The sequence below is a fragment of the Endothiovibrio diazotrophicus genome (assembly GCF_054657215.1).
Map to the genome: position 1 here is coordinate 1 of NZ_BAAHXB010000411.1, position 205 is coordinate 205.

A 205-nucleotide genomic window follows, 5' to 3' on the forward strand; every position below is an offset into this window, starting at 1 on the left:
AACACCTCGAGGTAGAGCTTCTCGTCGAGCACGGTGAGTTCCCGTTCGGCGGCGACGGTGGTTGCCGACGGCGTGATCGCACAGCGCGCGCATCAGTTCCGGGGTCATCAGGCGGGCGTTGCCGGCGCATTGAGTGAGGTGCTGGAGGCAGGCCATCAGCGCCTCGCGGTCGGCGTACTCCATCGCCAGCCGGGTGCGGATGCGC

At 68.3% G+C, this 205-nt stretch carries 1 pseudogene; it reads right to left on the reverse strand.

Annotation, left to right across the window (positions count from 1 at the left end):
• Positions 1–205, reverse strand: a pseudogene (locus ACYQ2W_RS27015) (hypothetical protein); the annotation flags it as partial.